This is a genomic window from Streptomyces sp. NPDC036822, from assembly GCF_055609145.1.
In genome coordinates this window covers 93,160-119,355 of record NZ_JBVJPY010000015.1, presented here as the reverse complement: position 1 = coordinate 119,355, position 26,196 = coordinate 93,160, and the positions used below count along the sequence as shown (strand labels likewise).

The following is a 26,196-nucleotide window of genomic DNA, read 5'->3' as shown; positions in this document are numbered from 1 at the left end:
ACCCGATCCGGAGGATCTCGCGTGAACCGCCCCACCACCAGCCGCCGTTCCCTGCTCGGAGCGGTGCTGGCCGCCCCGGCCGTCGTCGTCGGCACCCCGCTGCTGTCCGCCGCACCCGCCGCCGCGGCGGACGTACCGGAAGGGTGTCAGCTCCTGGTCGACTGGACGGACCTCACGCTCGCCCCGGGCGTCGTGGCCGAGGCGCCGGCGCAGGCACGGGTCATCCGGCTCGCGGGCACCGAGTACCTGCAACTGCGCGGCACGGTCACCTGCTCCTTCACCGGCGACGCCCAGCTGGGCACCTTGCCCGCCGCGATCCGCCCGCCCAAGCTGACCCGCGGGATCTGCCCCCGCAACAACTACCAGGGCGTCAACGCGGTCCGCGTCGAGGCCAACACCCAGGGCGTCGTGACGGTCTTCGGGCCGCAGACGACCAACAAGGTGACCTGGATCCAGCTGGACACCTTCTCGTCCGTCCTCCGCTGACCGCCCGGGACGACGACGGACCGGAACCGCGCGCGTCACCCCGCGGCTCCGGTCCGTCGTCGCTCGCTCATGTCCTGCCGACGGAACTCGAATCGTCCACCGGCTCCAGCGCCTCGGGAAGGGCCGGGGCCCGGTCCGGCGTCGACGTCGGACCGGGGGTCCCCCTGCGGCGACGCCCGGTGAGGTAGGTGGCGACCGGTTCGGTGTAGCGGGCCGTGAGCGGGCCGAGGATGACCAGGACGAGGACGTACGCCGTGGCCAGCGGGCCGAGCGCCGGCTCGATGCCCGCCGTGACGGCCAGGCCGGCGATCACGATGGAGAACTCGCCCCGGGCCACCAGGGTGCCGCCCGCGCGCCAGCGGCCCTTGACGGAGATCCCCGCGCGCCGCGCGGCCCAGTAGCCCGTGGCGATCTTCGTCCCGGCCGTGACCAGCGCGAGGGCCAGCGCGGGCAGGATGACCGGAGGGATGCTGGCGGGGTCGGTGTGCAGACCGAAGAAGACGAAGAACACCGCGGCGAACAAGTCCCGCAGAGGGCTCAGCAGATTGTGGGCGCCCTCGGCGACCTCCCCGGACAGGGCGATGCCCACGAGGAACGCGCCGACGGCGGCGGAGACCTGGAGCTGCTGGGCGATGCCCGCGACCAGCAGGGTCAGACCCAGGACGACGAGGAGCAGCTTCTCCGGGTCGTCGCTGGAGACGAAACGCGAGATCAGCCGGCCGTACCGGACGGCGAGGAAGAGGACGAGGCCCGCGACGCCCAGCGCGATCGCGAGGGTGAGACTTCCGGCGGCGAGGCTCACGCCGGCGAGCAGGGCGGTGATGATGGGCAGGTAGACGGCCATCGCGAGGTCTTCGAGGACCAGGATGCTGAGGATGACCGGGGTCTCTCGGTTGCCGAGCCGGCCGAGGTCCCCCATCACCTTGGCGATGACGCCCGAGGACGAGATCCAGGTGACGCCCGCGAGGACGACGGCGGCCACCGGCCCCCAGCCGAGCAGCAGCGCCATCGCGGCGCCGGGCAGGGCGTTGAGCGCGGCGTCGACGAGACCGGCCGGGTACTGCGTCTTCAGATTGGAGACCAGGTCGCTCGCCGTGTACTCGAGGCCGAGCATGAGCAGAAGCAGGATGACGCCGATCTCCGCGCCGATGGCGACGAATTCCTCGCTCGTCCCCAGTGGCAGCAGCCCGCCCTCGCCGAAGGCCAGGCCGGCCAGCAGATAGAGCGGTATCGGCGAGAACCGGAACCGGCCGGCGAAACGCCCCAGCAGGCCGAGGCCGAGGATGATGGCGCCGAACTCGATCAGGAAGACAGCGGAGGAGTGCATGGGTTCACTCCCTGCCCAGGATCGCGGCGGCCGCGTCGACGCCCTCGCGGGTGCCGATGACGATCAGGGTGTCGCCGCCCGCCAGGCGGAAGTCCGGGGCGGGCGACGGTATCGCGCCGGAACGGCGCAGGATGGCCACGATCGACGCGCCGGTCTCGGTCCGTATCCGCGTCTCGCCCAGCACCCGCCCGTTCCAGTGCGACGTGGAGCCGAGTTCTATCCGTTCCGCCACCAGCCCCAGGTCCGTGGTGGACAGCAGGTTGGGGCTGTGGTGCGCGGGCATCAGCGCGTCGATCAGGGCCTCCGCCTCACGGCCGGTCAGTTTCACCGACAGCGCGCACTCGTCCGGATCGTCCTGCCGGTGCGCGTTGACCGTCCGCGCGCCGTCGCGGTGGGCGATCACCGAAAGACGCCGGTGCTCGCGGGTGGTGAGGTCGTAGCGGACCCCGATGCCGGGTAGCGGGGTACGGCTGAGGCGAGGAGCGGGCACGGGGAACCCCCAGGTCAGTGGTGTCGTAGCGGTCCGGAAGGCGCGGCTCCGCGCCCCGTCGCCACCCTATCGGCCCGGGATTCGCCCGAATCATGGGCAAGTGGGGGGAACGGTCGCGGAGACCGGAGCGGCGCCGTGTCCGAAAGCCCTTGGTCCGCCGGATGATCACGGGTTAAGGTCCCCGGGCACGTGGCGGGGAACCACGGCGGGAATCACGGCAGGTGGGGGACATGGCCGAGGACATCGACGCGCTTCCGAGAGGCGCGGGCGCGTGGGGGCAGGCCGTCATGGCCGTGGCGATGGTGGCCGTGATGGTCCTCGCCGTGGGCGTGTGGCATGTGTGGGAGAACGCCTCAGCGAGTGGCGTGGCCGTGCGGCCCGTGACGTGTGCGGACGGGGAGTCGGGAGGGACCGGCCAGGCGTCGGGGGAGGCCGGCCGGGCGTCGGTGAAGGCCCGGGCCCAGCAGCCCCGGCGCGTGTCCGGGGCGCAGCTGTGCGCGGCGCTGCACCGCTCCGACCTCGCCGCCCTCCTGGGCACGCCGACGGAGACCGCGACGAGCGCCAGTGGCGGTGACGGGTCCGTCCGCCTCGCCGGCGAGGAGATCGCCCTTCCCTCCGCCCAGGTGGAGTTCGCGACCTACACCGTGTCGCTGTCGGCCACCTACGACCGTCTGCCCGTGACCGGCTCCGCCGCCCTGCTGGGGGTCGGTGCCCAGGAGCGGACGGTCCTCGGCCGGCCGGCGGTCCTCTACTGGGACCACACGCTCAGGATCAGCTTCCGCCTCGACGGAAGCGACGTGGACAGCGGCACGGGTGTGCCCGTCGGTGTCCTCTCCGTGGCCCGGAGCCCGAAGGACGGCGGCGACAGCTTCGAGGTGTCCCTGTGGCGTTCGGACGGCGCGGTGCCGAGCGACGCGGTGCTGGTCCGTGTCGCGGAGAAGGTACTGCCGACGGTGCCGGGGTGGGCCGCCCGCGCGTGAGCGGCCGGGGTGAACCGCCCGCGCATGAGCGGCCCATCACCCCGACTCGCCTGCGGTTGCGGTCGGCCGGCCGTGGATCAGCCCTCCAGCAGGTTCCCCATCCACTCCTCGATGCCCGCCACCGTGCGCGGCAGGGCACCCGACATCAGGCGGGCGCCCGTCGCCGTGACCACCAGGTCGTCCTCGATGCGGACGCCGATGCCGCGCAGTTCCGCCGGCAGGGTCTCGTCGTCCGGCTGGAGGTAGAGGCCCGGCTCGACGGTCAGGACCTGGCCTTCCTCCAGGACGCCGTCCGTGTACGTCTCGGCCCGCGCCTGCGCGCAGTCGTGGACGTCGAGCCCCAGCATGTGGCCGCTGCCGCACAGGGTGTACCTGCGGTGCAGGTCGCCTTCGGCACTCTTCAGGACGCCCCATGCGGCCAGCCCCTCCGCGATCACCCGCATCCCGGCCCGGTGGAAGTCCCGGAAGTCGGCCCCCGGCCGCAGGGCCGCCATGCCCGCCTCCTGGGCGGCCAGCACCAGTTCGTAGACCTCGCGCTGGACCGGCGAGAAGCGCCCCGACAGGGGGAGGGTGCGGGTGATGTCCGCCGTGTAGAGGGTGTCGGTCTCCACCCCGGCGTCAAGGAGCAGGAGGTCCTTCCGGTCGAGCCGGCCGTCGTTGCGTGTCCAGTGCAGGACGCACGCGTGGGCGCCGGACGCCGCGATGGTGTCGTAACCGGTGCCGTTGCCCTCCGCCCGGGCGCGCAGGCCGAACACCCCCTCGATCCACCGCTCACCGCGGGAGTGCGCCAGCGCGCGCGGCAGCGCCCGTACGACGTCCTCGAAGCCCGCCGTGGTGTGGTCGACGGCGAGCTGTAGCTGCCCGACCTCCCAGGCATCCTTCACCAGGCGCAACTCGGACAGGGAGGAGTCCAGTTCGGCATCCTCGGAGACCCTGCGGCCGGGCGGAGAGCCCAGTGTGTCCAGGTGGGCGCAGCGCAGGCCCGTCAGCCGTTCCGCCTCCGCGAGGTCGGGGCGGCGGCCGACCCAGAACTCCCCGTACCTGCGGTCCCGGAAGAACTCGTCCTCGCCTTCCGCGCGGGGCGACCGGGGACGCAGATACAGCACCGCCTCGTGCCGGTGCGGACCGGTCGGTTCCAGCACCAGGACGTGTCCCGCCTGGTCCTCGCCGGTCAGGCCGGTCAGCCAGGCGTAGGCGCTGTGCGGACGGAAGCGGTGGTCGCAGTCGTTGGAGCGCACCGTCAGCTCCCCGGCCGGGACGATCAGCCGTTCCCCGGGAAAGCGTGCCGAGAGCCGGGCACGCCGGCCGGGGGTGACGTCGTGCGCCGGCACGCGGGCGGAGGCGGGCAGCGGCGAGGGCGACCAGCCACCACCCATGAAACGGGACAGGTCCGGAGACACCTGCAGGTCATGGCTGCCGATGTGCAGGCGAGCGGGGGTGTCGGTCACGGGGCTCCTCGGGAAGAAGCGAACTGCTGGGCGCACAGGGCTTGTCAGTGCAATTTCACATTACTATGTTACAGCTCACGCCGCGGCATGTTCCTCTCCGTCAACCACCTTCCGCGACACGGCGGTTGACGCGCCTCTCGCCGCGTCAGCACACCACTTCCCCCACCTCCCAGCCCCCCAGGAGCCGTTGGTGTCCCAGCACAGAGCCGCGCGCACGTCCCTCCTCTCGGCCGCCGTGGCGGTCACCCTCCTCGCCACGGCGGGCCAGGCGTGGACCCGGACCGCCGAACACGGCCCCGCCGCCGCCCCGACGTCCGCACCGGCGAGTACCCCCGAAGCCGTCCCGCCTCCCTCGGCGGGCACGTTCGCCTCCGGTGCGCCCGGCGCGAACCCCTTCGACGAGGTCGACCGCCTCGCCTCGGAGCGGAGGCAGGCGCCGGCCTCAGCGTCGGCCCCCGGAGGCCACACCGCCGACGGCCGCGTCCCCGGAGCCGCCACCGCCGCACCGCCGTCCCCGCGTACCGAGAAGAACCGCGCCCTCGCCGCCGCCCGCACGGCACGCACGGCCGCGGGCGTCCCCTGCACCCTCGACGGGATCACGCGCCTCGCGCCGGAACAGTTCGCGGACTTCCTCGGCGACCCGGCCGTCCTCGCCGACGACTGTCTGCGCGGCCTGATCTGGACCTGGGACGCGCGCCTGACGCCCGTCATGTCCGACGCGCACGTCCAGGCCGTGTCCCGCCGCATATCCGCCCTGGCCGCCACCCACGACGGCCGCGACTCCTCCCACCTGGAGGAGATGTTCACGTACCTGCACGCCGTGGCCTACCACGACCACTCCCGCTCCGAGATCGACATCACGGACGCCCCGACCGTGGACGCCATGCGGCGCGCCATCGCCGATTACGGCGCCGCCGCCCGCACCTTCGACGTCACCCCGGCCAACGCCCGCACCCTGCGCGAGGCGCTCTACGCGGGCAGCGCCCCCGGCCTGCGCGCACACCAGACCGGGCTGATCAAGAAGGTCCTGGCCACCATGGGCCCGTCCCACCCGGCCACCCACCTGGACCCGGCCTGGGCGGGCGCCGCGCTCGCGGCGCTCTCCGTCAACTACCTCGGCGTCTACCCGGGCAACGCCGACACGGCGTTCCACGCGGCCGTGACCGCCGACGACTCCTACCGCGCCGCCTTCAAGGCCTTCGCCGGCCACGCCCACCTCAAGGGCACCGCCAACGCCTGGGTCGCGCGCGACGCCCTCGGCGAGTACGGCCGCTTCGGCCAGGTCGCCGCCCTCCAGGACCGGATCGTCCCCGCCCTCGGCGCCCTGCTGCCCACCGCCCGCTCGACGTTCGGAGACGGCAGCCAGCCCTGGGCCAAACTCGTCTCCTGGCTCAACTTCTACGAGGCGTGCGAGCCGTACGGAGTCTGCAAGGAGGACATCGAGAAGCAGATCTTCCCCCACACCTACACCTACGACAACGGCGCCATCAAGGTCCGCACCGGCCTGGACCGGGCCACCGTCGACCAGTTGTACTACGCGGCCAAACAGGTCAAGGCGCAGTACCACCGGGTCCTGGGCACCGAACAGCCGCTCGCCGGGGACCCCAACACCACGCTCACCATCGTGCTGTACGCCTCCCGCGCCGACTACGAGAACTACCACCCGATCCTGACCGGCTACGACACGAACAACGGCGGGATCTACATCGAGAAGGGCGCCACCTTCTACACGTACCAGCGCCGTGTCCCGCAGGACTCCTCGCTCACGCTCGAGGAGCTCTTCCGGCACGAGTACACGCACTACCTCAACGGCCGGTTCGCCGTGCCCGGTTTCTTCGGCGAGGGCCCTTGGTACGAGGGGGACAGGACCACCGCCATGGACGAGGGCACCGCCGAGTTCTTCGACGGCGCCACCCGCGACGACGGCATCGCCGTTCGCAAGTCCCTGGTCAAGAGCATCATCGCCGACACCGCGGGCGGCGGCCCGAGGATGACCGTCGAGCAGATACTGAACGCCACCTACGAAGGCGACGGCTTCCGCTTCTACAGCTACGCCGGGACCTTCTTCGAGTACCTGTGGACCGAGAGGCCCTCGGTGCTCCGCGAGATGTACTCCCACCTGCGCGGCAACGACGTCGCCGCCTACGACGCCTGGCGCCACCGGCTCGGCGCGGACACCTACACGCAGCGAGGCTACGACCGCTTCCTCGACGCGCAGATCGCCAGGGTCGACGACCTCTTCGTGCCGGACACCGTCTACACCCCGAACGACCGGCTCCGCGACGCCGCGCTCGCGAACGTGAAGACCTCGTTCGCGAGCGCCACCCACAACACGCCGGACTGCGTCGAGAACGGAGACCCCGGAAAGCGCCGGTTCACCTGCACCGGCCGGATCACCGCCAACCTGAAGGACTGGCGCAGCGCCGACCAGAACTTCAAGGACATGTCCGAGACGGTGGACTACTTCCTTCTGGACCGGGCGGGCGCGGTCTCCAACAACCTGGCCGACATGAACTGCTCCTTCGGCCCGGTGGAGATATGGAGCAACCGGGTGGCGGGAACCTCCCCGTACAGCTGCGAGGGACCGCTGCGCAGCTAGTCCGGCCGTCCGATCGTCCTGCCGAACCCGAACCCGAACCCGACCTGTACGGGGGCGCCGCGGTCCGGTCCCGTCCTCCTGGCGGGACCGGGCCGGAGCGGCCCCCGGCACCCTGGCCGCCCCCTGAAGAATGTGACACCTTACTGCCGTGGACGTGATCGTTATCGGTGCCGGCGTCGTCGGCGCCGCATGCGCGTACGACGCCGCCCGAGCGGGCCTCTCCGTCGCCGTCGTCGACCGGGGCCCCGTCGCGGGCGGCACCACCGGCGCCGGCGAGGGCAATCTGCTCGTCTCCGACAAGGAGGCGGGCCCCGAACTCGACCTCGCCCTGTTCTCGGCCGGCCTGTGGCGGGACCTCGCCGCCACACTCCCGGGAGAGTTCGAGTACGAGCCCAAGGGCGGGATCGTCGTCGCCCCCGACGACGCCGCCCTCAAGGCGCTGCGCGTCTTCGCGGACGGCCAGCGCCGGGCCGGCGTCGACGCGGTGGAGGTGCCGGCCGACGCGCTGCACGACCTGGAACCGCATCTGGCCCACGGCCTGGCGGGGGCCTTCCACTATCCGCAGGACGCCCAGGTCCAGCCCGCCCGCGCGGCGGCCCGCCTCCTCGCCGCCTCCCGCGCCACGCTGCACCTGGGCGAGGAGGTGACCGAGATCGTGAGGAAGGGAGGCGCCGTACGCGGCGTCCGCACCCGCACGGGAACGGAGATCCTCGCCCCCCACGTGGTGAACGCCGCCGGCACCTGGGGCGGACGCGTCGCGGAACTGGCGGGCGTGACCCTGCCCGTGCTCCCGCGCCGCGGCTTCGTCCTGGTGACGGAGCCCCTGCCCCGCGTCGTGCGGCACAAGGTGTACGCCGCCGACTACATCTCCGACGTCGCCAGCGGCTCCGCCGCCCTGCAGTCCTCGGCGGTGGTCGAGGGCACGCCGTCGGGGCCGGTGCTCATCGGGGCGACCCGCGAGCGCGTGGGCTTCGACCGATCCCTGTCGGTGGAGGCCCTGCGCCGGCTGGCGGCCCAGGCCGCGGCGCTGTTCCCGGTCCTGGCGGACGTACGCGTGCTGCGCACCTACCTCGGCTTCCGCCCGTACCTCCCTGACCACCTCCCGGCGATCGGACCGGACCCCCGCGTCCCGGGCCTCCTGCACGCCTGCGGCCACGAGGGCGCCGGCATCGGCCTTGCCCCGGCCACGGGCCGCCTGATCACGGCCGCCCTGACGGGCACCCGGCCGCCGGTGGACCCCGCTCCGTTCCGCCCCGACCGATTCGAGGAGCCACCCCGATGACCGGCATCGGTCCACCGGAGAGACCGCTACGCGGGCTCGCCTCCTCCTGCCGCACCACCGAACCGATGACGCCCGTGCCTCCTCCCACACGACCGAACCGATGCCCCCCCCGTGCCCGCATCCGAAGGAGCCCGGCCGATGACCGACCCCGCCGCCGACGCGTCCGCAGATCCCGCTCGGGAGGCCGTACCGCGACGGGCGCGCCGGCGGCCCTGGTGGCCGGCGCGTCGACGGTCGCCGCGCGACCTGGTGGGCGGAGCGCCGGAGGCGACGTACGTCCTCCGGTTCGACGGCCGTGAACTGACCGCGCAGGCAGGCCAGAGCGTCGCCGCCGTGCTCTGGAACGCCGGCGTCCTCGCCTGGCGCACCACCCGCGAGACAGGCGCCCCGCGGGGGGTGTTCTGCGGGATCGGCGTGTGTCACGACTGCCTCGTCACCGTCAACGGCCGCCCCAACCAACGGGCCTGCCTCGTGCCCGCCCGCCCCGGGGACACCGTCACCACACAGAAGGGGACCGGCCATGCCGACCTGGCCGTCTGACGCGACGCCCGACGGGGAGGGGCCTTCGGGTGCAGCGCCTGTCGGGACGGGGCCCGTGGCCTCCACGCCTGCCGGAGGGGCGCCTTCGGGCACATCGCCCGCTGCCGAGGGGCCTTCGGGCGCGTCGCCTGCCGGCGCGGGACCTTCCCGACCCTCCGCTGCTGACCCAACGCCCCCTGCCCCCGAGCTCCCTCGCGCGGTACCTTCCGAGGCGGCGCCGTCCGACGGCGCGCCGCTTGCGGAGGCGACGTCCGATGCTCCGGTCCCCGACCTCGCCGTCGTCGGTGCCGGGCCGGCCGGGCTCGCCGCCGCCATCACCGCCGCGGGCCTCGGTCTGCGCGTCGTCGTCCTGGACGCCGGCGACCGCCCCGGCGGCCAGTACTACCGCCGCCCCGCCCCGGGGCTCGGCGCGGCCCGGCCGGAGGCGCTGCACCACGACTGGGCGGCCTTCGCCGCCCGCGAGGCCGCCTTCCGCGGGCAGGAGTCGGCGGGCCGCATCACGTACCTCCCGGCCCACCACGTGTGGACGGTGGTGCGGACGGACTCCGTGGCCGGCGGCGGCTGGGTGCTGCACGCCGTGGCGGGCACGGACGACAGGGCCGTGACCGTGCGGGCGAGGACCGTGCTGCTGGCCACCGGTGCCTACGAGCGGCAACTGCCCTTTCCCGGCTGGACCCTGCCCGGGGTCGTCGGGGCGGGCGGAGCCCAGGCCATACTCAAGAGCGGTCTGGTGCTTCCGGGCAGGCGGGTCGTGGTCGCCGGCAGCGGGCCGCTGCTGCCGGCCGTCGCCGGGTCGCTCGCCGCCGCAGGGGCCCGCGTACCCGCCGTCGTCGAGGCCGGCGCCTACACCGGCTACGCCCGGCACGCGTCCGCGCTGCTCCGCAACGTCGGCAAACTCGCCGAGGGCGCCGCGTACGGCGGCGCCCTGCTCCGCCACCGGATCCGTCTCCTCGCCCGGCACGCCGTCACCGAAGCCCACGGCGGCGACCGCGTCGAGGCGGTCACGGTGGCCCGGATCGACCACGAGTGGCGCCCGCTGGCCGGCACCGCCCGCAGGATTCCATGCGACGCCCTCGCCGTCGGCCATGGGCTCGTGCCCCAACTGGAGCTGGCCACCGGCCTCGGCTGTGCCACCCGCTCCACCGTCGACGGCACCGTCGTGCTCGCCCTGGACTCCCGGCAGCGCACGTCCGTTCCGGGCATCTGGTCCGCCGGCGAGACCGGCGGCATCGGCGGAGCCCGGCTGGCCCTCACCGAGGGCGAGATCGCGGCCCGCGCGATCGCCGGCGCGGCCGTCCCCACCGCCCTGCTGCGCCGCCGTCTCCGGCTCCGTGCCTTCGCGGACGCCATGACCGCCGTCCACCGTCCCGGCCCCGGCTGGAGGGGCGGGCTGCGCGACGACACCGAGGTGTGCCGCTGCGAGGAGGTACCGGCCGGCCGGATCCGCGAGGCGGTCGCCGACCTGGGCGCCCGGGACGCCCGTACGGTCAAACTCCTCACCCGCGCCGGCATGGGCTGGTGCCAGGGCCGCATGTGCGGACCCGCCGTCGCCGGTCTCCTCGGCGAGCCGCCCGTCGCCGACCGACGCCCCTTCTCCTGCCCGGTCCCGCTGCGTCATCTCGCCGAACTGCCCACCACGGAGGGCTGATTGGACGGCCGGTGCTCTTGCGGGCTGATGCATACCACCTTGTAAAATGTCACACATCACTTGAGGAGTTGCGATGACCCACGCGCCTTCCGCCGCGCCCACCCCGCCCCCCGGATCCGAGCCCGCCCCGCCCGCCCCCGCGGCGCGTACCCGCCCTCGCCCCTGGCACGGAATCATGGTCGCCACGGCCCTCCCGATGCGTGAGGACCTGTCCGTCGACTACGACGCCTACGCCGAGCACGTCGCCTGGCTGATCGCCAACGGCTGTGACGGCGTGGTCCCCAACGGCTCCCTCGGCGAGTACCAGACCCTCACCGACGAGGAGCGGTCCCGAGTCGTCCGCACCGCCGTGGAGGCGGCGGGGGGTGACGGAGACCGTGTCATGCCCGGCGTCGCCGCCTACGGAAGTGCCGAAGCGCGCCGCTGGGCCGACCAGGCCGCCGAGGCGGGCGCCGGCTCCGTCCTCCTGCTGCCCCCCAACGCCTACCGCGCCGACGAGTCCGCCGTACGAGCCCACTACGCCGAGGTCGCCCGCGCCGGGCTCCCCGTCGTCGCCTACAACAACCCCGTCGACACCAAGGTGGACCTGACCCCGGCCCTGCTCGCCCGGCTCCACGGCGACGGATCCGTCGTCGCCGTCAAGGAGTTCAGCGGCGACGTCCGCCGCGCCTACGAGATCGCCGAACGCGCACCCGGCCTCGACCTCCTCGTCGGCGCCGACGACGTCCTGCTCGAACTCGCCCTCGCCGGCGCCGTCGGCTGGGTCGCCGGCTACCCCAACGCGCTGCCGCGCTCCTGCGCCGCCCTCTACCACGCGGCGGTCGCCGGGGACCTCGGCACCGCGCTCCCGCTGTACAAGTCCCTGCACCCCCTGCTCCGCTGGGACTCCAGGACCGAGTTCGTCCAGGCCATCAAGGCCTCCATGGACCTGGCCGGCCGCACCGGCGGCCCCACCCGCCCTCCCCGCTCGCCGCTCACCGGCGAGACCGAGGCCGCCGTCCGCGCCGCGACCGAGAAGGCCCTCGCCGAGGGGCACCACTGACCGACCCCGGAGGGGACCTCCATGCGTACGCGTCACGTCTACCACGCCGTGGATTCGCACACCGAGGGCATGCCGACCCGGGTGATCACCGGGGGAGTCGGGGTGATCCCCGGCGCCACCATGGCCGACAAGCGGCTCCACTTCATCGAGCACCTGGACGACGTCCGGACCCTGCTCATGTACGAGCCGCGCGGGCACTCCGCCATGAGCGGCGCCGTCCTCCAACCCCCCACGCGACCCGACGCCGACTTCGGCGTGCTCTACATCGAGGTCTCCGGACTGCTGCCCATGTGCGGGCACGGCACCATCGGCGTGGCCACCGTCCTGGTCGAGACCGGCATGGTCCCCGTCGTGGAACCGGTCACCACGGTCCGCCTCGACACCCCTGCCGGGCTCGTCGGTGTCGACGTCCGCGTCGAGGACGGGGCCGCCACCGCCGTCACCCTCACCAACGTCCCCTCCTTCTGCGCCGGCCTCGACCTCAAGGCCCAGGTCCCCGGCCACGGCACGGTCACCTACGACCTCGCCTACGGCGGCAACTTCTACGCCTTCGTCGACCTCGACTCCCTCGGCCTGCCCTTCGACCGGTCCCGCAAGGACGACCTGCTCGCCGCCGGTCTCGCGGTCATGGACGCGGTCAACGCCTCCGCCGACCGGCCCGTCCACCCCGAGAACCCCTCGATCGCCGGGGTGAAGCACGTCTATCTCGCGGCCCCCGGCTCCGACGCCCGACACTCGCGGCACGCCATGGCGATCCACCCCGGCTGGTTCGACCGCTCTCCCTGCGGTACGGGCACCAGCGCCCGCATGGCCCAGCTGCACGCGCGCGGACTGCTGCCGCTCGGCGCCGACTTCGTCAACGAGTCCTCCATCGGTACGCGGTTCACCGGCCGGCTCACCGGGGAGACGACCGTGGGCGGTCTTCCCGCCGTCGTACCGACGGTCACGGGACGGGCCTGGATCACCGGCACCGCCCAGTACTTCCTCGACCCGTCCGACCCCTTCCCGGCGGGCTTCCTCCTGTGAGATCCGCGACGCCCGCCGCCCGTACCGGCCGCGCGCTCTCGACGCGACCCGGTCTCGTACGGCCGACCGCGGTGGCGCGGCGGCGATGTCGCCCACCACCGGGGGATCGCGGCGCAACGTGACATCGTACGCTGTTCCCCTGCGACGCTCGGAGGAACGGCAATGGGTGATCTGAAGCAGCACAGTCTCATCAAGGCCCAGGAACGGCTGCGCGACCAGGTCGGTCATGCCCTTCGAGCGGCCCTGATAGCGGGGGAGTTGCGCCCCGGGCGCGTCTACTCCGCGCCCGGCCTCGCCGGGGAACTGGGCGTCTCGGCCACGCCGGTGCGCGAGGCGATGCTCGACCTGGCCCGTGAGGGGCTCGTCGAGCCGGTCCGCAACAAGGGCTTCAGGATCACCGAGGTCAGCGAACGGGACCTGGACCAGTACACCGAACTGCGCACGATGATCGAGGTGCCGACGATCGGGCGGGTGACGAAGGTCGCCACCGTCGAGCAGTTGGAGGCGCTGCGCCCGATCGCGGAGGAGATCGTCACCAGCGCCCGCGAGCACGACCTCATCGGCTATCTGGAGGCGGACCGCCGCTTCCACCTCTCCCTGCTGGCCCTGGCGGGCAACGACCGGCTGGTCGAGACGGTCGGCGACCTGCGCAAGCGCTCCCGCCTCTACGGCCTGACCGGCCTGGACGAAGCAGGCAAGCTGGTCTCCTCGGCGGAGGAGCACCTCGAACTCCTCGACCTGATGCTCGGCGGCGACGCCGAGGCGGCCGAGGCCTGCATGCTCCGCCACCTCGGCCACGTCCGGTCGCTGTGGGCCCAGGGCCGCGACGAACCGGTGGGCCGCACCCAGGGCGGCCTCGGCTCGGGTCTGTAGGCCGTGCGCGGTCTTCGGGCCGGATCCCCCGCACACGCGGGGCTCCTGCTCCGACTCCGCTCCGCGAGCCGCGTGCGCGTCAGGACGCCTCCGCCGCCTCCACGTTGGCGATCATCCTGCGCAGGACCGTGAGCGCGGCCACGTACTCCTCGTCGCTGATGCCCTGGTGGACCACGGCGCGCTGCTCGGTCACCAGCTGCCTCAGCCGTACCCGGGCGGACTCCCCGGCCTCGGTGAGGTGCAGGCGCTGTCCGTCGTCGAGCGTGAGCCAGGCCCGGTGGAGCAACTGGTCCACCACCCGGGCGATCTCGTGCGGCCCGTCCGCGAGCGGCGTCAGCTGGGTGACCACGTCCTCCCGGCTGGGTGCCCCGGTCCCGCCGTCGACCCGGTTGAGCACCCAGTACTGCGGCTGCGTGACATCGACCTTGGCCATGGCGTCACGCAGCCGACGCGTGACGGCCGTGTGGACCAGGCCGCTCCGGTAACCGATGGGCTGGGTGGCCAGCATGTCGTCGGTGGCGGCCGGATCGGCCGGCGCCTGGTCGCCGGCGCCTGTCGATGACGTCATGATCACAACAGTACCTGCGGCCGGAGGCCGGCCACGGGACCGTAAGTGGCCCGGCGTTCAGCGGGGGTTCCCCGCGTGGGTGAGGGTCTACCACGCCACGAAGAGGGTGTCGGTCCCGGCCGGACGGTTGCGCGCCGCTTCCACGAGAGGCGGGCCCGCGTCTACGTGTGTGCGACGAGGGCGTAGCGCTCGTCGCACACCGGTCCGCCCCACAACTCGGCCCGATCGCTGAGCGGTTCGACGCGCACGCCGGTGACCAGCGGACGGACGGCGTCCGCGAGGTCGGCGGCGCCGATCCCGCCGTGCCACGGCAGCGCATCGGCTCCGGCCACATAGGCCGGGCCGCTCTCCCCGGCCTCGCGCCAGCGCCCCTCGATCAGGAGCAGCCGACCGCCGGGGCGAAGCCGCGCCACCCATGTGCGGAGAGCCCCCACGGGATCGGGCAGGGTCCATACGAGGTGCCGGGCGATCACCACGTCGAAGCGCTCGTCGCCGACCGGCGGCGCCGCCGCGTCCCCCACGAGGAACCGACCCTCCCGCCCCGCCGCCGACAGCTTGGCCCGCGCCCGCTCGATCATCCGCGGTGCCACGTCCACACCGGTCACGCGATGTCCCGCCGCGGCCAGGAGCAGGGACAGCGAGCCCGTACCGCACCCGACGTCGAGGACATCGGCCGGCTCGGAGGGTGCCATCCGCTCCAGGAGCCGAGCCCACGCCCGGCGGGTCGGTTCGTGCCGCAGTCCGTGGTCGGGCTCGGCGTCGAAGGCCGACGCGGCGTCGTCCCAGTACCGCGTGATCGCGGAAGTGATGTCCGTCATGACGGAGATTCTCCTCGTCACCACTGACAGCCAGGGCGGGGTGGAGAACCGGCCGTCACCACCCCGAGGCCGGGCGGGGCGTCGAGCAGGCCGTCACCACCACCAGGCCGGGCGGGGCGTCGGACCGGTCGTCACGGCTTCTCGACCGTGGTGAGCCAGAGGCTCACGTACCGTTCCACGTCCACGCCCAACGCCACGTCCACCAGCGGCTGTTCGCGGACGCCCCCGTGGATCTCGGACTCGCCCGGGCGGGGGCGCCGGTCGACGATCGTCTGGCCCCGGGTGGGGCCCGGGGCGAGGCTGACCTCCACCGGCAGCGACTCCGTGGTGATCCCCTCCGGGTCGACGACCGCGCAGACCGCGCCCGCGTCACCGAGCCCGCCGGTCGGAGTGGGGTCGCCGGAGGTCGCCGGGTCGCGGTGGGCGAGAAGTTCGCCCGCCAGCCGCAGACGGGGCTCGCCGCTGGCGCGCAGCCGGTGGACGTCGGCGGCGGGCACGAGTACCTGCTTGAAGACGTCCAGCCCGTACATCGTGATCGGCACCCCGGCCGTGAGCAGGATCGCGGCCGCCTCCGGGTCGTGCCACACGTTGAACTCAGCGACCGGGGTGGCGTTCCCCGTCGCCACCGCCCCGCCCATGAAGACGATCCGCTCGATGTTGCGCACCACCTCCGGGTGGGTGCGCAACAGCAGCGCGATGTTCGTCAGCGGCGCCGTGGGGACCACGGTCACCGGCCTCGGCGACGCGAGGATCTCGCGGCCCAGCAGCGTGACCGCGTCCACGTCGACCGGTCTGCGGGTCGGCGCGGGCAGACCGAGGTCGCCCATCCCGTCCTGCCCGTGCACGTGCCGGGCCCTCCGCACCGGCTCGATCAGGGGACGGTCGGCGCCCCGCGCGACCGGGATGTCACCCGCGCCCGCCTGCTCCAGCACGGTCAGCGTGTTGCGAACCACCCCGTCCAGGTCGGTGTTCCCGGCCACGCAGGTCACCGCGCGTACGTCGAGTCCGGGGTGGCGTACGGCGAACAGCAGGGCCAGGGCGTCGTCGACACCCGTGTCGCAGTCGATGACGACCGGGATGGGCTGACCAGTCACGGCAACGCTCCTTCTCTCCTGCGACGTCTCTCCGGGCCTTCGTCCCCGCGCGTACGCACGTGACCCTATACAGCCCCCGCCCGCCCGCTCCCGCATCCTCGCCCGCACGTCGGCGTACCGCCGTCGGGTCCACCCCGCCGGCCCGGGGCCCGGTCCGAGGGCGGCCGGCCGAGACGGCGTGGGCGGTCGGGGCCGTCCGGGTGACCCGCCGCCGGGCGGCACGGTGAGGGACAGCGCCCGACGAAGGCGCGGACACGGAGGAAGGGCCGGACACGGGGAAGGCCCGGACCCGGGGAAGGCCCGGACCTGACGAAGGCGCGGATCCAGGCAAGGCCAGGACTCCCCGAAGGCCCGGCTCCGACGAAGGTCCGGGCTCCCCGACGGCCCGGATCCGGCCCCGGGGCGAGCACGGCTCACCCTGCCGGCGGACGAGGCCGGCCGCGTGGCTCCGGGCGTGGCACCGTCAGGTCGGCGACGACCGGCCGGTGGTCGGACGCCGACGACTCCGGAACCTCCACGTGGAAGGGGCGGATCCCGGTCGAGGCGGTCACGTAGTCGAGGTACTTGACCGGGTCGCGCGCAGGATACGTCTTCGCGCAGGGACCGGCGACGGCACAGGCATCGGTCATGCGGCCCCACAGCGGGGCGAGTTCCGGCGCGGTGGGCTCGGCGTTGAAGTCGCCGAGCAGCAGCTGGGGGTCGTCGCCGTCCTGGCCGAGGATCCGCAGGGTGTCGGCGATCTGCGTCTCCCGGACCGAGGGGTCGTCGCGGTAGTCGAGGTGTGTGCCGTACACGTGCAGGCGCGTGCCCCGCAGATCGACCGTGATCTCCGGGAAACCCGGCGCCCGCGCGGGCTCGGCGTTCCGCTCCTGCGTGGACAGGCGGGTCAGCTCGTGGTTCTCGGCGGCCAGGACGGGAAGCCGACTGAGGAGCGCCACTCCGAACCGCCGTCTGGGGGACTGGGGCGTGACGCCGGGGAGGTCGTAGATGTGCCCGAAGAACACTCCCATGTCCAGACGCTCGGCCAGCATCGCCGCCTGGTCCTGCCACGCGCTGCGCTCACCCCAGTGGACGTCGACCTCCTGCAGGGCGACGACGTCGGGACGGGCCGCCTCGATCGTCCCGGCGGTGCGCTCCAGATCGAGCCGCCCGTCGTGCCCGGCACCGGCATGGATGTTGTACGTCATCGCGCGGACCGTCTCCTGGCCGCCCGGGGGCACGGGAGGGCCGGACCGGCCGCCGGCCACGGCGGCGGGCACGGCCGCCCCGAGGAGACCGGCGACGGCGAGGACGAAACGTAACCTGCGGAACGCGTTCGGGCGCATACGCCGTTCTCCGGTGTCGATGGCAAGGGCGGGGCGCACGTCGTCGAGGTCGGAGGCCCTCCCCTCGACGGCACCCGGGTCACCCCGTCGAGGTGTGGCTGGCAGTATGGCGGGCATGGACATCTTGCGCAGGAACAACGTCACGGTCACGGGAAACCCGCGTGGGCCGGTGGTGGTGCTGGCGCACGGGTTCGGGTGCGATCAGAACATGTGGCGGCTCACCGTGCCCGCCCTCGCCGACGACTACCGCGTCGTGCTCTTCGACTACGTCGGTGCGGGACGTTCCGATCTGTCCGCCTTCTCGGCCGAGCGTTACGCGAGCCTGGACGGCTACGCCCAGGACGTGGTCGAGGTCTGCGAGGCGCTCGACCTGCGGGGAGCGGCGTTCGTCGGGCACTCGGTCAGCGCCATGATCGGCGTCCTGGCCGCCGCCAGGGCGCCCGAACGCATCGGATCTCTGATCATGGTCGCCCCGTCCCCCCGGTACATCGACGATCTCGACTACCGCGGCGGTTTCAGCGCCGAGGACATCGACGAACTGCTGGTGTCCCTGGAGTCGAACTATCTCGGATGGTCCTCCGCCATGGCGCCGGTCATCATGGGGAACCCGGACCGGCCCGAGCTGGGCGAAGAGCTGACCAACAGCTTCTGCGCCACGGACCCCGACATGGCCAGGGCCTTCGCCCGCACGACCTTCCTGTCGGACTCCCGCGAGGACCTCAAGACGGTCGGCGTGCCCACGCTGGTGCTGGACTGCACCCAGGACGTCATCGCCCCGCGCGAGGTCGGAGCCTACGTCCACCGCGCGATCGCCGGGTCGCGGCTCGTCACGCTGGACGCCACGGGTCACTGCCCGCACATGTCCGCGCCCGAGGCCACCAACGAGGCCATCCGCACCTTCCTGTCCGGCCTGTAAAGGTGTGCCCCATCGGCCAGGGCCCCGGACCGTACGAAACCAGCGGCGAACGCGTGGGTGACGCGGCTTTCGCCGCCCTGCTCGAGGACGGCGCGGAAGAGCTGTACGAGAGCGCGCCGTGCGGCTACCTCTCCACGCTGATGGACGGGACCATCGTCAAGATCAACGCCACGCTGCTGGGCTGGCTCGGCCTCGACCGCGAGGCCGTGGTGGGCCGGATGAGGTTCACCGACCTGCTGACCGTGGGCGGCAAGCTCTACCACGAGACGCACTTCGCGCCCCTGCTGCGGATGCAGGGCAGACTCAACGGCATCGCCCTGGAGATCAAGCGGACCGGCGGCGGACGCATGCCCGTGCTCCTCTCCTCCGTCGTCAAGCACGGCGCGTCGGGCGAGCCGCTCCTGATCCGCACCACCGTCTTCGACGGCCACGACCGCCGCGCCTACGAGGAAGAGCTCCTGCGGGCACGCAAGGCGGCCGAGCGGGCGGTGAGGCAGGCCGAGGCCGACCGCGCCAGGCTGCAGGACGCGCTCGCCGTCCTGCAGAAGTCGCTCCTCCCCGACTCCTTGCCGACGGTGCCCGGCATAGAGGCCGCCGCGCACTACCACACCGCTTCCCCCGACCGGCTGGGCGGCGACTTCTACGACATCTTCGCCATCGACGGGAAACGCTGGGCGTTCTTCCTCGGCGACGTCTGCGGCAAGGGGCCCGAGGCCGCCGCGGTCACCTCGCTGACCCGCTACACACTGCGGGCGGCGGCTCTCCACACGCCCGACCCCGTCGCCGCCCTGACCACGCTGAACACCGTCCTCCACGAGCGCTACAGCGGAGGCGACCCCCGCTACTGCACCGCGATCTTCGGCATCCTCGAACCCGATCCGGTGAGCGGCGACGCCACGGTCCGCCTCGCCTCCGGCGGCCATCCCCCCGCGCTCGTCCTGCGCGCCGACGGGACCTGCGACTACCTCCGCACCCCCGGCGGTCTGCTCGTGGGAGTCGTCGCCGAGCCGAACTTCGTCACCGCCGTCACCACGCTCGGCCCCGGCGACAGCATCCTGCTGTACACCGACGGCCTCACCGAAGCCCGTACCGGCGCGAGCCGCACCCATCTGTACGGGGACGAGGCCCTGCGGGAGTTCGCGACCGGCCACGCCGGCCGGCCCGCGCACCGCCTGATCGAGGCGCTCACCGAGCTGCTCGCCGGCTTCGGCGACGGCCTCGACGACGACACCGCCCTGCTCGCCCTCGGCATACCCCGCCCGACCCATCCGGCCTCCGGCCCCGTGACGAAGAACCCCTCATGACACCCCTGAAGATCACCTTCCGCTCCGCCGCCACCGGCCCTGTCCTGGAGGTCGCCGGTGAGCTGGACTACTCCAGTGCCGCCGAACTGAGGCGGCAGGTCACCGCGCTCGTGCTCCAGCCGGGGCAGCGCCTGGTCCTGGACCTCGCCGGGATGGAATTCTGCGACTCCAGCGGCATCACCGTCCTCCTCGCGGCCCGCAACCACGCCCAGGCCGCTCAGGCCGACATGGCCCTGGCCGCCGTACCGGACAACACCCTGCGGATCCTGCGCATCGTGGGACTGGACCAGGTCTTCACCCTGTACGCCGAGAGCGACGCGGCCACCCGCCCCTGAGGCTCGGCCCCAAGGCCGCGCCGGGACCGCCCGCGCACTCCGTGGTCGTCCGGCCGCTCCGGGCCGCCTTCCCCTGCCCGGACACCGCCCGCACCCTGACGGCGGTCACCCTTTGCGGTGAAATCGGTCCTCCGGCGCGAAGGCGGCGTGTCGAGGCGGGACATATGAGGGGCGGGTGCTAAAGGGCACCCTCCCCTCGTGCCGCCGGCAGACCCGGAGGCGAAAGGACGTACCCATGCGGACCATGCGAAACCAGCTCGCGACGACCGCCCTCGTCATAGCCGCCACGGGCGTCCTGTGCGCGCCCCCGGCGTCGGCCGCGCCCGTCGGGGACCAGGACGCCTCCTTCGTGCGGACGGGGCACCGGGTGGACCTCGCCGAGATCGCCGCGGGCGAGGACGCCCGGAAGAACGCCACCACCGCCTGCGTCAAGGCCGTCGGCGCCGCGCTCGTACGCGACCACACCCAGCTGGACGCGGGCCTGGTGGGCCTTGCGAAGGAACTCGGTGTCTCCCTGCCCGACTCTCCCGCCCCCGAGGACCGCCGGAAGCTCGAGGCCGTCCGGGCCAAGGCGGGCACGGCGGCCTACGACACCGCGTGGCTGGCCGACCAGGCCGCAGGACACACCCGGGCGCTCGCCCTGATCGACGAGGAGATCGCCCAGGGCGACAACGCGCAGGTCGTCGCCGCCGCCCGCGTCGCGCGGCCGGTCATCGCCATGCACCTGGACATGGTCCGCGGCGGCACCTGCCACGGCGTCGCGGAGCCGAAGACGATTGACGCGGGCAGCGGCGGCCACCTCGCGGCGGTCGTCGACGATCACCTCGTCCTCGGCACGGTGGCCCTGACGGGCGGAGCCGTCCTGGCGGGCGCCGGCCTGTGGCTCCTGGTCGCCCGGCGGCGCAACAACGCGGGCAGGTGACGACGGAGACCCGGCATGCCCCGTCCGCCGCTCCGGAAGGTCAGTAACCGGCGGTCTGCCCGCTGTACTGGTAGCCAGGGCCCGTGTCGCAGTTCGCCCTGACGTACGCGGTCACTCCCGCGTCGTAGACGGTGTTCGACCACACCGTGGCGTTCGTGGCCCCGAACGCGGGGCTGCGCGAGTACTCCTGGCCGTCGGAGTTGCGGTGCACCGTGACGGTGCAGCCGGCCTGGTCGTAGTCGGTACCCCAGGCGCCGGTCAAGCGCCCCCAGACCGTGCGGCAGCTCGAGCTGTAGCGCAGTTCGAGCAGGGGGCCGGTGGCGGCACCGTCGTAACTGCGCTTGAGGCGCGTGGAGTGGATGGTCTGCCCGCCGCAGGACGCGGCGAGGGTGTCGGGGTCCTTGTTGTCGCAGTTGGAGGAGGTCCCGGTCTGCCCGGCGTACCAGGAACAGGTGGCCGCCTGGGCGGGTGTCGCCAGTCCCAGCCACACGCCGCCCGTCGCCGCCGTCAGGGTCAGCGCGCTCACCAGCGCCTTGACACGCACTCTCTGCATGGAATTGCCCCCTTGTGTCATCTTCCGCAGGTGCGGAACGCGGCCATCTTGCCAGCGGCTCCCGGTGGGCCCCAGACTCTGCGAGCAGGCTCGAAGTGCGCAGGCCGCGAGGGGGAATTCGTTGCTCCGGATCCACTTCACCGAGGTCGACCTCGCCCGGACGCGCGTCGCCCGGCGACCCGACCCGCTGTGGGAGATCGCGTCGAGCCTGCACCGGTTCCAGACACGGTGCGGCAGGTGGGCCTACTCCGGCTGGTACCGGTCGACGGCGCGGCGGCTGACCGAGTCCGGCCTCGCGCCCACGGTGAGATCCCTGCTGCTCCCCGCGTTCCCGCGCGCGGCCTACTACCCCGACTTCCTCACACCCCCGGAAGCGCAGGAGGGCCTGGCGGCCGGTCTGGAGGCGATCCTGGCGACGCCGCGGGACCGGGTGCTCCGCGAGGTGGCGCTGGTCCCCGACGCCGACCGCCACCCCTGGCTGCCGTGCCTCGCCGAACCGGAGCAGCGCCGCACGCTGGCGGACGCGTTGCGGGCGTACCACGAGACGGCCATCAAGCCGTACGAAGACCGGATGCAGGCCCGCATCGACGCCGACCGGGCGGTACGGGCACGCGCCTGGCTGGACGGCGGCGCCGAGGGGCTGCTGGCCGGCTTCGCGCCGCGCATGAACTGGCGGCCCCCGGTGCTGGAGGTGGAGCACCACATGGTCGGAGGTGACCTGCACCTGAACGGCCGCGGCCTCGTCCTCCTCCCGTCCTACTTCGACTGGCACAGCCCGGTGACCCTCGCGGACCCGGGCCTGCCCCCGGTCCTGGTCTACCCCCTGCTCCACAGGGCCCCGCCCGATCCGGCGCACGGCGACGGGCCACACGCGCTCGACGCGCTCCTCGGGCGCACGCGGACGGCGGTCCTGCGCGCGTCCGCGTACGGCGTGACCTCGACCGAGGCCGCCAGGGCGGCCGGCGTCTCACCGACGACCGTCAGCTTCCACACCCGCGCCCTGCGCGACGCGGGGCTCATCGCGAGCGAGCGCGTCGCCGCCCACGTCCTGCACACGCTCACCCCCCTCGGGGCGGCGCTGCTGCGCGAGGCGGGACGAGCGCGCCGGACCGCTCCCGGCCCGCCCGCGCGTGCTCCCCGGCCGGGCACCCGCCGGGAGATCGATGCCGGGACGACGGCATGACTCGGTCGTGTTTCGGATATGGCTTCTCCTCGAGAGCCGCCACATCCGGCAGGGGAGAGGCAACACCTGGCATGAGCGAGTCCGTGGGGAACGACGCCCGTCCCTTCGCGCGCGGGGGCGTGCCGAGCACGTCCCCGCTCCGTGTCCCCGGAGCCCGCCGGTGACCCCCGAGGACGAGGCGACAGCGCACCTGCTCGTCGCGGCCGCCTTCCACGACGCCGCGGCGAAGGCCGAGGAGCGGGGCGACAGCTCCGTCGGGGAGTTCTCCCGTGCGGTCATCCGCCGGTTCGAGGAGCAGCAGCACCTGGAGGGCGCCCTCTACGACATCGTCCTGCAGTACGCCAAGGAGTACGCCTCTCCCACCGACAGGGCGGCGCTGGAGCGCTGGATCACCGAGGTGACGGGCCGGTAGGCGGGCTGCGGCCACCTCGCCGGGGCGGTCATGTGCCTCGGCCCCGCCTCGACGGCCGTGCCGCGCCGAGTCGGGGCCCGGGGGTGTGGGTCCCGGTCCGCGGGGCAGGCGGTCCTCCTCGGTCGCGGCGGCCGCGCCCCCCGCGACCCGGCTGAGGCCGTGGCGAGTGACGGGCCTCAGGAGGACGTCCGAGACGGAGGAGGATCGGCATGGCGGAGAACGTGTGGAGCTACGGGGAGGCGTTCGGTCATCTGGTGGGCACCGACCTGACCGGATGGCGGGTCGAGGCGACCGACGGGCACATCGGGAAGGTCGACAAGCACTCCGACGAGGTCGGTGACGCCTACCTGGTGGTCGACACCGGGGTGTGGATCTTCGGCAAGGAGGTGCTGCTCCCGGCGAGCACGGTGACCCGGATCGACCTGGAGGGGCACTCGGTCCACCTCGGCCTGACCAAGGAACAGATCAAGGACGCGCCGGAGTTCCACGCCGACAAGCACCTCGCCGATCAGCAGTACCGCGAGGAGATCGCCGTGCACTACCGGACGGGCGGCCCCTTCGGGGGCGGGCCGAGCCCCGTCTGACCCTCGGCCCGGCACGACGAGGCGGCTCCCGCACCTGCTGCGGGAGCCGCCTCGCGGCGTGGTGGCACGGAACAGCCCCGCCCGGCCACCGGCCGGGGCTCACGCGATCGCGCTGAGGGTGTCCGCGAGGCGGTGGCGGGTGGCGCGGGCCGCGGGCAGGACGGCGAGGGCGATCGCGCCCGCGACGGCCCCCAGGGCGAGAGCCGCGAGGTAGGGGAGCGGAGGGGCGTGCGCGATGCCCGCGCCGATGCCGACGGCCCGGGCCTCGTGGTCGATCAGCCAGTGGGCGAAGGGGACCCCGAGTGCCGTGCCCGCGAGGGCGGCGGCGAGGGCGGTGCAGCCGACCGCGCTGACGGTGACCGTGGTGATCTGGCGCGGGGACAGGCCGATGGCCTTCAGCGCGATCAGGTCCCGGCCGCCGTCCCGTACGCTGCCGCCGATCGTGGTGGACAGCTCCGTGAGGCCGATCAGCGCCAGGACGGCGATCAGACCGGCGACGACCCCGCGCAGCGCGGAGAGGTGGTCGGCGGGGCTGGTGACCTCGCGGATGTCCAGCCGCCCCCGGGAGGCGTCGGCGAGGTGATCGCGCACGGCGGGCGCGTCGGCGCCGGGCCGCAGGCGGAGCTGGTAGAGCGAGGGGCGCAGGGAGGGGTCGTTCTCGCGCAGGGTGTCGAGCGACGTCGAGATCACCCGGCCGCCGTTCTCGGGCTCGATGCTGCGGCCGACGATATGCAGGACCTGCGGGTGGCCGCCGACGGTCAGCCGCACCCAGTCGCCGACGCGGGCGTCGAGCAGGTCCAGCAGGCCCTGCCCGGCGACCGCCTCGTCACGGCCGTGGGCCGGGCGGCCCTCGGCGACGGAGAACGGGTAGGGCTCCGCCCTGGTGCCGACGCCGCGCAGGGCGATGGTGCCGGTCTGGCCCGGGACCAGGGCGGCGACCTCCAGGCCGGGGTGGGCGGCGGCGACGCCGGGGTCGTTCTCGAGGAGGGCGGTCGTCTCGGCGTCGGTGAGGGTCCCGTCGGGGCGGGCGGTGAGCGCGGCGGCCAGACCGAGCTGCTCAGGACGGCTCTCGAACCGCTCGATGGTCGTCCAGGCGCCGAGTGCCACCGTGATCAGCAGCAGGGGCAGGGCGAGGCGGACGACGGTCGCCGGGGCGCGGCGCCCGCGTCCGAAGGCCTGGTGCCAGCCGAGGACGAGAGCCGCCGGGACGCGCAGCCCGAGCGCCTTCCTCGCCGCCCGGGAGAGCCCCAGTCCCGACGCCGGCCTGCGCGACGCCCGTACCGGACCGCTGGACGGCAGCACCGGTACGGGCGGCACGCGGCCGGCCCGCCAGGCGGCCAGGCACGTGGCCGCGCCGATGAACAGCACCGCCGCGACGGGGACGAGCAGCAGGGCCGGGAGATGGCCCGGAAGCCCCTGCCAGACCTCGACCGCGTCGCCGAGCCTGCCGGGCAGGCGGCCGCCCGAGCTCCGGACGAGCAGCACGGCCAGCGCGGCCCCGAGGACGGCGAACGCCAGGTGCTGGACGAGGAAGATCCGGACCACCTGGCCGGGCGTGAACCCGACCGCCTTGAGGACGGAGATGTCCCGCAGATGGCCACGGACGCGCGTGCTGATCGCACCGAACACCGCAAGCGCGGCGGCGACGAGCGCGCCCACACCGAAGAGTCCGAGGACCTGGCCGAGCAGCCGCGTGTCGCCCTGCGCCTCGGCGCGGGCCTGCTGCCAGGTGGAGACGTCGGTCACGGCGCCCGCGCCGAGCGTGGTGACGACCCGCTGGACGGCGTAGTCGGTGTCCTCCGGATCGTCGAGCCGGAGCGCGACGACCTGACCGCCGGTACGGTCCTGGGGCACCGCCCGTGGCAGGGCCCAGATGGTGCCGGGCCGCTCCCCGGGGCGGTAGCGGCGCTCGGCTGTGTCGGCGACGCCGAGGACGGTGACGGTACGTCCGGGCAGGGTGAGGCGGTCGCCGGGTTCGGCCCACAGGGCGCGTGCGAGGCCCGCTTCGAGGACCACGCCGTCCGGCACGGCGGGGTCGAGCCAGCGGCCGGACGTCGTCAGGGGACGTCCGGTGGCGGGGTGACCGGCCGCCGCCGGGTCGGTCGCGGGAGGGTGGCCGGCCACCGCCCGGAGTTCGGCGCTGGCCCGGGCGCCGCGCGAGGCGACGGTCGTGGTGGCCGTGCGGTACGGGCCGGAGACGGCGGAGACACCGTCGAGCGCGGCGAGTCGCCCGGTGTCGGCGGCGGGCCCCGTGTGGATCCACACGTGCGCGCCGTGGGACTGGGTGAAGACCCGCTGCCAGGGGTTGGTGGCGTACCCGAAGAGGGCGGTCGCGAGCAGCAGCGAGGCGACGATGCCGGCCGTGGCGGCGACGAGGAACAGCGCCTCGCCCCGATGCGTCCGCAGATCGGCGTGCGCCCAGCGCAGCATGGCCCGCACGG

Annotated in this window: 25 protein-coding genes; 16 read left to right on the top strand and 9 right to left on the bottom strand. The window is 73.7% G+C overall.

Features of this window, described 5'->3' with window-relative positions:
• Window positions 1-21: 21 nt before the first annotated feature.
• Window positions 22-486, top strand: coding sequence for a hypothetical protein (locus ACZ68P_RS28355; protein WP_471011085.1), 465 nt, complete (start codon window positions 22-24; stop codon window positions 484-486).
• 67 nt (window positions 487-553) lie between these two features.
• On the opposite strand, the gene ACZ68P_RS28350 is transcribed toward ACZ68P_RS28355, so the two are convergent.
• Both ACZ68P_RS28350 and ACZ68P_RS28345 read right to left on the bottom strand, forming a co-directional pair.
• Window positions 554-1,813, bottom strand: coding sequence for a cation:proton antiporter (locus tag ACZ68P_RS28350; protein WP_471011083.1), 1,260 nt, complete (start codon window positions 1,811-1,813; stop codon window positions 554-556).
• Window positions 1,814-1,817: 4 nt separating this feature from the next.
• On the bottom strand, window positions 1,818-2,303 hold the full coding sequence (locus ACZ68P_RS28345; RefSeq protein ID WP_471011081.1) for a cation:proton antiporter regulatory subunit: 486 nt from the start codon (window positions 2,301-2,303) through the stop codon (window positions 1,818-1,820).
• A 230-nt stretch (window positions 2,304-2,533) separates the two neighbouring features.
• On the opposite strand from ACZ68P_RS28345, the gene ACZ68P_RS28340 reads away from it, so the two are divergent.
• Window positions 2,534-3,283, top strand: a complete 750-nt coding sequence (locus ACZ68P_RS28340) for a DUF6215 domain-containing protein (RefSeq protein WP_471011078.1) — start codon at window positions 2,534-2,536, stop codon at window positions 3,281-3,283.
• A 77-nt stretch (window positions 3,284-3,360) separates the two neighbouring features.
• Here the strand turns inward: ACZ68P_RS28340 and ACZ68P_RS28335 are convergent, their stop codons facing one another.
• On the bottom strand, window positions 3,361-4,731 hold the full coding sequence (locus ACZ68P_RS28335; protein WP_471011076.1) for an aminopeptidase P family protein: 1,371 nt from the start codon (window positions 4,729-4,731) through the stop codon (window positions 3,361-3,363).
• Window positions 4,732-4,921: 190 nt separating this feature from the next.
• Here ACZ68P_RS28335 and ACZ68P_RS28330 point away from each other — a divergent pair, with 190 nt between their 5' ends.
• From ACZ68P_RS28330 to ACZ68P_RS28300, 7 genes are all read left to right on the top strand, one after another.
• Window positions 4,922-7,330 (top strand): collagenase, encoded by a 2,409-nt coding sequence (locus ACZ68P_RS28330; protein WP_471011075.1) that lies wholly within the window; start codon window positions 4,922-4,924, stop codon window positions 7,328-7,330.
• A 148-nt stretch (window positions 7,331-7,478) separates the two neighbouring features.
• Window positions 7,479-8,612, top strand: coding sequence for an NAD(P)/FAD-dependent oxidoreductase (locus tag ACZ68P_RS28325; RefSeq protein ID WP_471011072.1), 1,134 nt, complete (start codon window positions 7,479-7,481; stop codon window positions 8,610-8,612).
• A gap of 138 nt (window positions 8,613-8,750) precedes the next feature.
• Window positions 8,751-9,152 (top strand): (2Fe-2S)-binding protein, encoded by a 402-nt coding sequence (locus ACZ68P_RS28320; RefSeq protein ID WP_471011070.1) that lies wholly within the window; start codon window positions 8,751-8,753, stop codon window positions 9,150-9,152.
• Between the two features lie 55 nt (window positions 9,153-9,207).
• Window positions 9,208-10,800, top strand: coding sequence for an FAD-dependent oxidoreductase (locus ACZ68P_RS28315; protein ID WP_471011067.1), 1,593 nt, complete (start codon window positions 9,208-9,210; stop codon window positions 10,798-10,800).
• Between the two features lie 175 nt (window positions 10,801-10,975).
• Complete coding sequence (locus ACZ68P_RS28310; protein WP_471011161.1) at window positions 10,976-11,842, top strand: dihydrodipicolinate synthase family protein; 867 nt, start codon at window positions 10,976-10,978, stop codon at window positions 11,840-11,842.
• 21 nt (window positions 11,843-11,863) lie between these two features.
• Window positions 11,864-12,868, top strand: coding sequence for a proline racemase family protein (locus ACZ68P_RS28305; protein WP_471011064.1), 1,005 nt, complete (start codon window positions 11,864-11,866; stop codon window positions 12,866-12,868).
• A 162-nt stretch (window positions 12,869-13,030) separates the two neighbouring features.
• Window positions 13,031-13,741, top strand: a complete 711-nt coding sequence (locus ACZ68P_RS28300; RefSeq protein WP_471011063.1) for a GntR family transcriptional regulator — start codon at window positions 13,031-13,033, stop codon at window positions 13,739-13,741.
• Between the two features lie 79 nt (window positions 13,742-13,820).
• On the opposite strand, the gene ACZ68P_RS28295 is transcribed toward ACZ68P_RS28300, so the two are convergent.
• The 4 genes from ACZ68P_RS28295 to ACZ68P_RS28280 all read right to left on the bottom strand — a co-directional run bounded on the left by ACZ68P_RS28295 (window position 13,821) and on the right by ACZ68P_RS28280 (window position 17,546).
• Window positions 13,821-14,309 (bottom strand): MarR family transcriptional regulator, encoded by a 489-nt coding sequence (locus ACZ68P_RS28295; protein ID WP_471011060.1) that lies wholly within the window; start codon window positions 14,307-14,309, stop codon window positions 13,821-13,823.
• Between the two features lie 161 nt (window positions 14,310-14,470).
• The gene (locus ACZ68P_RS28290) at window positions 14,471-15,127 is read right to left on the bottom strand and encodes a class I SAM-dependent methyltransferase (protein ID WP_471011058.1); all 657 of its coding nucleotides are present in this window, start codon (window positions 15,125-15,127) and stop codon (window positions 14,471-14,473) included.
• Between the two features lie 131 nt (window positions 15,128-15,258).
• Entirely contained in the window at window positions 15,259-16,221 is a 963-nt protein-coding gene (locus ACZ68P_RS28285; RefSeq protein WP_471011055.1) for a nucleoside hydrolase, read from the bottom strand.
• Between the two features lie 413 nt (window positions 16,222-16,634).
• Complete coding sequence (locus ACZ68P_RS28280; protein WP_471011052.1) at window positions 16,635-17,546, bottom strand: endonuclease/exonuclease/phosphatase family protein; 912 nt, start codon at window positions 17,544-17,546, stop codon at window positions 16,635-16,637.
• A 115-nt stretch (window positions 17,547-17,661) separates the two neighbouring features.
• Here ACZ68P_RS28280 and ACZ68P_RS28275 point away from each other — a divergent pair, with 115 nt between their 5' ends.
• The 4 genes from ACZ68P_RS28275 (at window position 17,662) to ACZ68P_RS28260 (ending at window position 21,023) form a co-directional block, all read left to right on the top strand.
• Window positions 17,662-18,462, top strand: a complete 801-nt coding sequence (locus tag ACZ68P_RS28275) for an alpha/beta fold hydrolase (protein WP_471011049.1) — start codon at window positions 17,662-17,664, stop codon at window positions 18,460-18,462.
• 2 nt (window positions 18,463-18,464) lie between these two features.
• Entirely contained in the window at window positions 18,465-19,766 is a 1,302-nt protein-coding gene (locus ACZ68P_RS28270; RefSeq protein ID WP_471011046.1) for a PP2C family protein-serine/threonine phosphatase, read from the top strand.
• Window positions 19,763-20,101, top strand: a complete 339-nt coding sequence (locus ACZ68P_RS28265) for an STAS domain-containing protein (protein WP_471011045.1) — start codon at window positions 19,763-19,765, stop codon at window positions 20,099-20,101. The genes ACZ68P_RS28270 and ACZ68P_RS28265 overlap by 4 nt, the downstream gene beginning before the upstream one ends.
• 235 nt (window positions 20,102-20,336) lie before the next feature.
• Window positions 20,337-21,023: a DUF4142 domain-containing protein gene (locus tag ACZ68P_RS28260; protein WP_471011043.1), complete on the top strand. Its 687-nt coding sequence runs from the start codon at window positions 20,337-20,339 to the stop codon at window positions 21,021-21,023.
• A 40-nt stretch (window positions 21,024-21,063) separates the two neighbouring features.
• On the opposite strand, the gene ACZ68P_RS28255 is transcribed toward ACZ68P_RS28260, so the two are convergent.
• Window positions 21,064-21,576: a DUF2690 domain-containing protein gene (locus ACZ68P_RS28255; protein ID WP_471011040.1), complete on the bottom strand. Its 513-nt coding sequence runs from the start codon at window positions 21,574-21,576 to the stop codon at window positions 21,064-21,066.
• Window positions 21,577-21,697: 121 nt separating this feature from the next.
• Here ACZ68P_RS28255 and ACZ68P_RS28250 point away from each other — a divergent pair, with 121 nt between their 5' ends.
• The 3 genes from ACZ68P_RS28250 (at window position 21,698) to ACZ68P_RS28240 (ending at window position 23,755) form a co-directional block, all read left to right on the top strand.
• On the top strand, window positions 21,698-22,759 hold the full coding sequence (locus tag ACZ68P_RS28250) for an ArsR/SmtB family transcription factor (protein WP_471011037.1): 1,062 nt from the start codon (window positions 21,698-21,700) through the stop codon (window positions 22,757-22,759).
• A 160-nt stretch (window positions 22,760-22,919) separates the two neighbouring features.
• On the top strand, window positions 22,920-23,171 hold the full coding sequence (locus ACZ68P_RS28245; protein WP_365720915.1) for a hypothetical protein: 252 nt from the start codon (window positions 22,920-22,922) through the stop codon (window positions 23,169-23,171).
• Between the two features lie 209 nt (window positions 23,172-23,380).
• Entirely contained in the window at window positions 23,381-23,755 is a 375-nt protein-coding gene (locus ACZ68P_RS28240) for a PRC-barrel domain containing protein (RefSeq protein ID WP_471011034.1), read from the top strand.
• 99 nt (window positions 23,756-23,854) lie between these two features.
• Here the strand turns inward: ACZ68P_RS28240 and ACZ68P_RS28235 are convergent, their stop codons facing one another.
• Entirely contained in the window at window positions 23,855-26,194 is a 2,340-nt protein-coding gene (locus ACZ68P_RS28235; RefSeq protein WP_471011032.1) for an ABC transporter permease, read from the bottom strand.
• Between the last annotated feature and the right edge of the window lie 2 nt (window positions 26,195-26,196).